Below are 7,410 nucleotides of genomic sequence, written 5' to 3' on the forward strand. Positions count from 1 at the left end.
CGACCCCTCACCCCCACCCTCACCCGCCGACAGCACGTCAGCAGGCGGGCACGTCGGCAGGCCGGCCCGACAGCCCGTCGGTCCGGCCGGCCCGCCCTGCGGTCCGCCCTCAGGCGGGGCGCCCAAAGGCCAGTTCGCTCGCCAGCACCGCGGCGCCCACCACGCCGGCCCTGGCACCCAGTTCGGACATGACGATCGGCAGACTGCCGGTCGCCAGCGGCAGCGAGCGCTGGTACACCACGCTGCGGATCTCGGCGAGCAGGATGTGCCCCAGCGCGGCCAGGTCCCCACCGATCACGATCATCGAAGGGTTCATAAAGCTCACCAGACCCGCGAGCACCTGGCCGACCCGCCGGCCCCCGGCCCTGACCATACCGATGCAGACGGCGTCGCCCGCGGCGGCGCCGTCCGCCACGTCCCGCACCGTGAGCGCGCCCTTGGCCTCCAGCTGCTCCGCCAGCAGCACAGAGTCCCCGGCCTTGGCCGCGGCCTCCGCCTGGCGGCCCAGCGCCTCGCCGCTGAAGAGCGCCTCCAGGCAGCCCGTGTTCCCGCAGGAGCAGACAGGGCCGTCCGCCTCCGCCTGAATGTGCCCGATGTCCCCGGCGCAGCCCGCCGCACCGCGGTAGATCCGGCCCTCGATCTGCACCCCGCAGCCGATCCCGCTGCCGATCTTGACGAAGATCAGGTTGTCCACGGTGCGGGCGATACCGCTGTGCTGCTCGCCCAGGGTCATCACGTTGACGTCGTTGTCGACAGCGACCGGGCAGCCGTGCTCACCCGCCAGCACATCGCGGACGGGGTGGCGGTCCCAGCCCGGCATGATCGGNNAGGCCGATGCCGACGGCCTCCAGCCGGGTGAAGTGGCCCCGGTCCCCGAGCGCGTGGAGGATCCCGGTGACCCGGTCCAGCACCGCGGCCGGGCCGGTGCGGATGTCGCAGAGCTCCCGGTGCGAGGCCACCGGTTGCAGGCGTCCGTCGGTGATCTCCACGGCGACCGAGTGGGCGTCGAGGTCGACCGCGGCGAAGCGCACCCCGGGGTCGAGCTCCACCAGGGTGGAGCGGCGCCCGCCGCGGGAGGCCGCGGGCCCGGCCTCCACGACCCGGCCCGCCGCCACCAGGCGGTCGATCTCGGACAGCAGTCTCGGCCGCGGCACCTGGAGCCGGTCGGCCAACTGGGCACGGGACTGCGGGCCGTGGTCGCGCAGCAGGGCGAGCAGGCCGTAGGGGACGCTCACGTGCTCACCTCCTCGGGAGCGGGTGCCGTCCGCCACCGGTGCGGCGGCGGACGGCGCAGAAGTGGACGAGAAGAAGAGTGTGCCCCGCCCCCCTGTCCCCGGGCGGGGAAGCAGGGGAACGGGGCACGGCGCCGTGTCAGGCGAGCAGGTCCGCGAGTGCGGTGAAGCTGCGCTGCGCGGCCCCCAGCGAGCCCGGCGGATTGGGCTGGGTGTCGACGGCGGTGTCCTGCTCCCAGATCGGGTGGTGGTTGCCGAACCGGCCGATCGCGTGGACGAAGCGGTGGTACGGCATGTCACCCGCGCCGAACTCGGTCATGTCGTAGCCGTCGCCGGCGTTGGGATCCGACGTGCCGTCCTTCATGTGGAACATCGGGTACCGGTAGGGGTGGGCCCGCACATATGCGGCGGGGTCGAACCCGGGGTAACGGAACTGGCCGACGAAGGCCCAGTACACGTCCATCTCCAGATAGACGTGGCGGGGGTCGGTGTTCTCCAGGAAGACGTCGTACAGCCGGACATCCGGCTGGTCGGTGCCGAAGGCGAACTCGCCCCAGTGGTTGTGCTGGTACAGCTTGAGTCCGCGCGCGGTGGCGGACTCGCCCCACGTGTTGAACTCGTCGGCGGCCGCCAGATAGGCGGCCACGGTGGGGGTGTCGGAGGGTGCGTTGGCGGTGCCGATGTTCGGCATGCCCAGGATCTCCGCGGTGTCCAGCTCCTGCTGCAGGTTGTTGCGCAGGTTGCCGATGCCGACGTGGCTGCCGATGGCGCGCAGCCCGTTGTCGTCGAGCAGGGTCCGGATCTCCTGGGGGGTGATCTGCCGACCCAGGATGGCGGTGTCCTGGGTGTAGCCGGCGAACTCCACCTCCTGGTAGCCCATCCGCGACAGCTCCTCGAAGACCGCACGGAAGCCCAGCTGGTAGGTCTTGTCCCGCACGCTGTAGAGCTGGATGCCGATCGCGTCCTTGGGAATGCTCAGCGCCCCGCGCACACGGCGGCCCTGCTGGCCGGGTGCGGCCGGCTCCGCGGCCGTCGCCGGGACTGCGCCGGCGAGCGTGGCCGCACCGACGGCGACCGTCGCGCCCGCGGCGGCGGCCCGCAGGAACCCCCGGCGGTCGAGGCCCTTCGAGAACTGACCCATCATCACTCCTTCGTTGTGGAGTAGCGGCTGGGGTAGTTCACCACGCCTCGGCATCACTTTTCACCGGACGAGCAAAAGAAGTGTCCACATGAGGGCATCATTCGCAGCTGACGCACATTAGCTGCTTGACACTCGGTCGAAGCCGGGGCCACGCTCATGACGCTTCATCACAGGAGCGACGAATCCCGGCGTGCCCTCTGCCGCTGCCGACGCCGGAAGCCGGCCGCCACACCCCGGGACGCCACCACTCCGCCCGTCGTCCACCAATCGCTCCGAGAGAGGTAGACAGCACGTGCGTACTCCACTGACCCGCATCCTCGCAGCCGCCCTGGGCACCGCGCTCAGCGTCGGTTTCGCGGTGATGGGACCCAGCGCGGCACAGGCGTCCACGGCTCCGGCCGCGTCCGCCGCCGCACCGTCCGACTTCCAGCAGGTGACCCTCGCCAAGGGTCCCGACCAGGTCGGCGAGCCCATGGCGATGGCCGTGCTCCCCGACGGCAGTGTGCTGCACACATCCCGTGACGGCGCGCTCTACGACACCACCCTCGACGGCATCACCGACGTGGTGGCCAGGCTGAACGTCTACACCCACGACGAGGACGGCCTGCAGACGGTCGCCCTCGACCCCCACTTCGCCAAGAACCACTGGGTGTACCTGTACTACGCGCCCAGGCTGGACACCCCGATGACGGACGCCCCGGACTACGGGACCGCCGCGGACTTCGCCCCGTACAACGGCCACAACCAGCTCTCCCGCTTCAAGTTCGAGGACGGGAAGCTGGACCTGTCCAGCGAGCAGAAGATCCTCCAGGTGAACACCAGCCGCGGGCAGTGCTGCCACGTCGCGGGTGACATCCACTTCGACAGCCAGGGCAACCTGCTGCTGTCCGTGGGCGACGACACCGACCCGTTCGCCTCCGACGGCTACAACCCGGTCGACGCCCGGCCCGGCCGCAACCCCGTCTACGACGACGGCCGCGCCGCGGCCAACACCAACGACCTGCGCGGCAAGCTGCTGCGGATCAAGGTCCACGACGACGGCCGCTACACGGTCCCGACCGGGAACCTGTTCCCGAAGGGCACGCCCAGGACCCGTCCCGAGATCTACGCGATGGGCTTCCGCAACCCCTTCCGGTTCAGCGTCGACCAGAAGACCGACATCGTCTACCTGGCCGACTACGGTCCGGACGCCGGTCAGGCCGACCCGAAGCGCGGCCCCGAGAACACCGTCGAGTACAACCGGATCACCAAGGCCGGCAACTTCGGCTGGCCGTACTGCATCGGCGACAACACGCCGTACATCAAATACGACTTCGCCACCGGCACCTCCTCGGGTGAGCCCTTCGACTGCGCACACCCGGTGAACGACTCGCCCAACAACACCGGTCTGAAGGACCTGCCCCCGGCCCAGCCGGCCTGGATCTGGAACCACTACGCGGGCAACCCGCTGTTCCCGGAGCTCGGCGGCCAGGGCGCCCCGATGGGCGGACCGGTCTACCGCTACGACGCGGGTCTCGACTCGCAGGTGAAGTTCCCGCAGAGCTACGACGGGAAGTTCTTCGCCTACGAGTTCGGCGCGCACTGGATCAAGCCGATCACCTCCGACGCCAAGGGCAAGATCCAGGCGATCGACACGCTGTCGGACGGCAAGGACTGGGCCCACCTCGTCGAGCCGATCGACACCGCCTTCGGTCCGGACGGCTCGCTGTACGTGCTCGACTACGGCAGCGCCTGGTTCGGCGGCTCGCTGGACGCCGGGCTGTACAAGATCGAGTACGCTCCGGGCGACAAGGCCCCGACCGCGGCCTTCACCACGGACGTCTCCTCCGGCAAGGCCCCGCTGACCGTCCACTTCGACGGCACCGGCTCGACCGACCCGGAGAACGACCAGCTCGGCTACGCCTGGGACTTCGACAACAACGGCACCGTCGACTCGACCAGCGCGACCCCGAGCTACAGCTACCCCGACAACGGCCAGTACCACGCGCGGCTCACCGTGACCGACCCGAGCGGCCGGACCGGGACCTCCGCCGTCGTGGTCACGGTCGGCAACTCCGCCCCGGTGCTGTCGTTCTCGTCCCCGTCCAACGGGCTCACCTTCAGCGACGGCGACCAGCTCGCCTGGAGCATCGACGCCACCGACCCGGACGGGACCCCGGTGGACTGCTCCAAGGTCCAGGTCGACTACTCGCTCGGCCATGACGAGCACAAGCACGACCTGTCCCAGGCCACCGGCTGCTCCGGCACCTTCACCCTGACCACGGCGGGCCACACCGACGCGGACAACTTCTACGGCATCTTCAGCGCCACCTACACCGACACCTCCCCCACGGCGGGCGTGCCCGGGCTCACCGGCACCACGCAGATCGTGCTGCACTCCAAGAGCTCGCAGGCCGAGTTCTTCCGCAGCCAGTCCGGCGTCCAGACCAGCTCCGACGCCAACGCCCAGGGAGCCGAGGCGGTCACCTCCGTGAACAACGGCGACTGGATCGAGTTCGACCCGTACGACCTGCACGGCGTCAGCGCTATCGACTTCCGGGCCGCCGCCACCGGCGCCGGAGGCACCATCGAGGTCCACGCCGACTCCCCGGACGGCCCCCTGCTCGGCTCGGCCGCGGTCGGCGACACCTCCGGCGCCTACACCACGGTGTCCGCGCCGGTGACCGACCCGGGCGGAACGCACAAGCTCTACTTCGTCTTCACCGGCGGCAGCGGCGACCTGTTCAACCTGGACGCGTTCACCCTGAAGTGAGTCCGCCCCACCCCGGCGGCACCACCCCTGCCACAGCCCGCACCCGCCCCGGCCGTCACCCGGCCGGGGCGGGTGCGCCGTGTACGGCGGCACCTCAGCCCTGTTCTGACAGCCGATATGCGGGTCTTCGCCCCCCACACGATCGCCACACGATGCCCGGAAGAGGACCGAAACAGGCGTGATCGACCCGCACGGGAGAGCTGGTCACAGGACATGAAAAGTCCCCCTGACCTGCGAAGTGTGCAGATCAGGGGAACTTGCGCCAGAAGGCGGCGGACGAGTCAGCCTGTACGCCGGGTTCTGTCTCCCGGGAGCCTTGCGGCGCCCGGGGAGGCGGCCATCCATCTAGGGCTGCCGTTGCCGACAGCCTCGTGCGGTCTACCCGCGGACTCGGGCGGGCAGCCCTCGAACGTCCGCGCAGGGCACCCGAAGGCACCCCATCTTGACCTTGCTCCGGGTGGGGTTTACCGAGCTGCCCAGGTCACCCTGGGCACTGGTGGTCTCTTACACCACCGTTTCACCCTTACCGAGGGCCGAGGCCCCCGGCGGTCTGCTTTCTGTGGCACTGTCCCGCGGGTCACCCCGGGTGGGCGTTACCCACCACCCTGCCCTGTGGAGCCCGGACGTTCCTCGGCGGGTCCGTGGACCCGTCGCGACCGCCCGGCCGGCTCGTCCGCCGTGCCGCCCATGGTAGCCGACCGGCAGGGCCCCGGGGGCTGCCGGACCAGGTGACGGCGCAGGTCGGGGCGGGAGCGCCCGCGGTCGCGATCCGGGGCCGCGGCGCCTGCCTGCGCCCCGGCACCGCGGGCCTCCGGGAGGCAGACCCCGGCGTACCGGCCGACTCGTGCGCTCCCATGCAACCGCGGCCCCCCAGAGCTGCGTTTCCCGCTCAGAGGCCTCAAAAGTCCCGCCGATGCGTCCGGCGGAACACGCTCGGCTGGGGCGGCCGGTGCGGCCGGGGAGCGTCGAAGCCAGGCGTCCGGGTCCGTCAGCCGCCGAAGCGCAGGCGCTTGTAGCGCGCCCACAGCTCCGGCCGGACCTCACGGCCGAAGTGCTGGTCGAGCAGCAGTTCCAGCATCGCGGCCTCGGCCTCGTCGGTACCGCGGCGGTAGTTCCCGCGGTCCGACTCCACCCAAGCGCGCACCGGCCGCCACTCCCCGCCGGTGGCCGCGACCTCCACCTCGAAGACGCATGTACCGGTCCAGCTGCGCAGCAGGAGCAACCGGTCCCCTTCGAGCAGGATGTCCCACTTCTCTTCCATCGCCTGTGCATGAACACCGTGGCGGATCCGCTGCCACTGCCCGGGGCCCCAGGTCGTGACCGGGACCGGCAGAGGGCGGGGGCTGGCGATGACCTGGACGTCGCGCAGGTCCTCCCGGCGCAGGTCAGAGCCCGTACGGTCCCCCTCCACCCAGTCGGGCAGCGCCTCCGTCGCCTCACGCCATCGCTGCGGGATACCGGCTGCCCCGAGCCGTGCGGCGACGATGCCGCCCACGATCGCGCAGGTGGTGTCCACGTCCCCGCCCACCGAGGCGGCGGCCCGCAGCGCCGACGGGTAGTCGTCCGGGTGCCGTGCGGCGCACCACAGCGTGAACGGCACCGTGTCCACGGCGCTGACCCTGCTGCCGTTGCCGAGCCGGTGCGCGGCCAGTTCGGCGTGCGGCTGGCCGGCCAGCTCCAGCGCCTCGTCGACGCCGTCACGGACGTTGCCGGGAGGCGTCAGTGCGCGCACCGGGTCGAGGAACTCCCGTATCGGAAGCGGGTTTCCGCGGCTACGCGCGGCACAGGCCGCGGCCACGGCGACCGCGACGGCTCCGGCGACCGCCTCCGGATGGGCGTGCGTCACCCGCGCCGACTGCGCGGCCTGCCAGGCCGCCTCCTCCGGGTCGGCCGCGAACCAGGCGCCCAGGGGTGCGACGCGCATCGCGGCTCCGTTGCCCCATGACCCCTGGCCCTCGAAGAGGCCCTGGGCGAGTTCCTGCCAGCGGCCGCCCTGCCGCAGCTGCCGCAGCAGACCGTTCATCGCGGATCCGTAGCCGCGGTCGAAGTCATGACGGCGGGCGAAGGATTCGGCCAGCTCCCATGGGTTCACCCTGCCGCGCAGCCGCAGCGCGGCGAACACGGAGCAGGCCATCTCGGTGTCGTCCGTCCACGGCCAGGGCGCCGGCGGGAGCTGCTGCCGGCGCAGCAGGGACAGGGTGGTGGGGACGAAGTGCTGGGCGCCGTAGGCGTCGCCGGTGGCGAGCCCGAGCAGGCTGTCGCGGGCGAGGGCGCGGTGGTCGATG

The 7,410-nt window shown here is 71.4% G+C and carries 3 protein-coding genes, 1 other RNA gene and 2 pseudogenes; 1 reads left to right on the forward strand and 5 read right to left on the reverse strand.

Translation table 11 applies throughout. The features are described from left to right. Nucleotides 1–109 precede the first annotated feature (109 nt). From AOK09_RS42215 to AOK09_RS18245, 3 genes and pseudogenes are all read right to left on the reverse strand, one after another. A partial coding sequence (locus tag AOK09_RS42215) for an ROK family protein (RefSeq protein ID WP_245687350.1) occupies nucleotides 110–826 on the reverse strand: 717 nt, incomplete at its 5' end. Between the two features lie 2 nt (nucleotides 827–828). Further along, nucleotides 829–1,235, reverse strand: a pseudogene (locus AOK09_RS42220) (sugar kinase); the annotation flags it as partial. Between the two features lie 136 nt (nucleotides 1,236–1,371). Then, nucleotides 1,372–2,373: a sugar phosphate isomerase/epimerase family protein gene (locus AOK09_RS18245; RefSeq protein WP_055588272.1), complete on the reverse strand. Its 1,002-nt coding sequence runs from the start codon at nucleotides 2,371–2,373 to the stop codon at nucleotides 1,372–1,374. A 292-nt stretch (nucleotides 2,374–2,665) separates the two neighbouring features. Here AOK09_RS18245 and AOK09_RS18250 point away from each other — a divergent pair, with 292 nt between their 5' ends. Continuing rightward, nucleotides 2,666–5,125 carry a PQQ-dependent sugar dehydrogenase gene (locus AOK09_RS18250; protein ID WP_055588273.1) on the forward strand — a complete coding sequence of 820 codons (2,460 nt, stop codon included), beginning with the start codon at nucleotides 2,666–2,668 and terminating at the stop codon, nucleotides 5,123–5,125. Between the two features lie 273 nt (nucleotides 5,126–5,398). On the opposite strand, the gene rnpB is transcribed toward AOK09_RS18250, so the two are convergent. Then, nucleotides 5,399–5,797, reverse strand: an RNA gene (gene rnpB, locus AOK09_RS18260) — RNase P RNA component class A. Between the two features lie 736 nt (nucleotides 5,798–6,533). Beyond that, nucleotides 6,534–7,409: pseudogene (locus AOK09_RS18255) on the reverse strand (ADP-ribosylglycohydrolase family protein); the annotation flags it as partial. Nucleotide 7,410: the final 1 nt, after the last annotated feature.

It is taken from the genome of Peterkaempfera griseoplana (assembly GCF_001418575.1).
Classification (GTDB): Bacteria; Actinomycetota; Actinomycetes; order Streptomycetales; family Streptomycetaceae; genus Peterkaempfera; species Peterkaempfera griseoplana.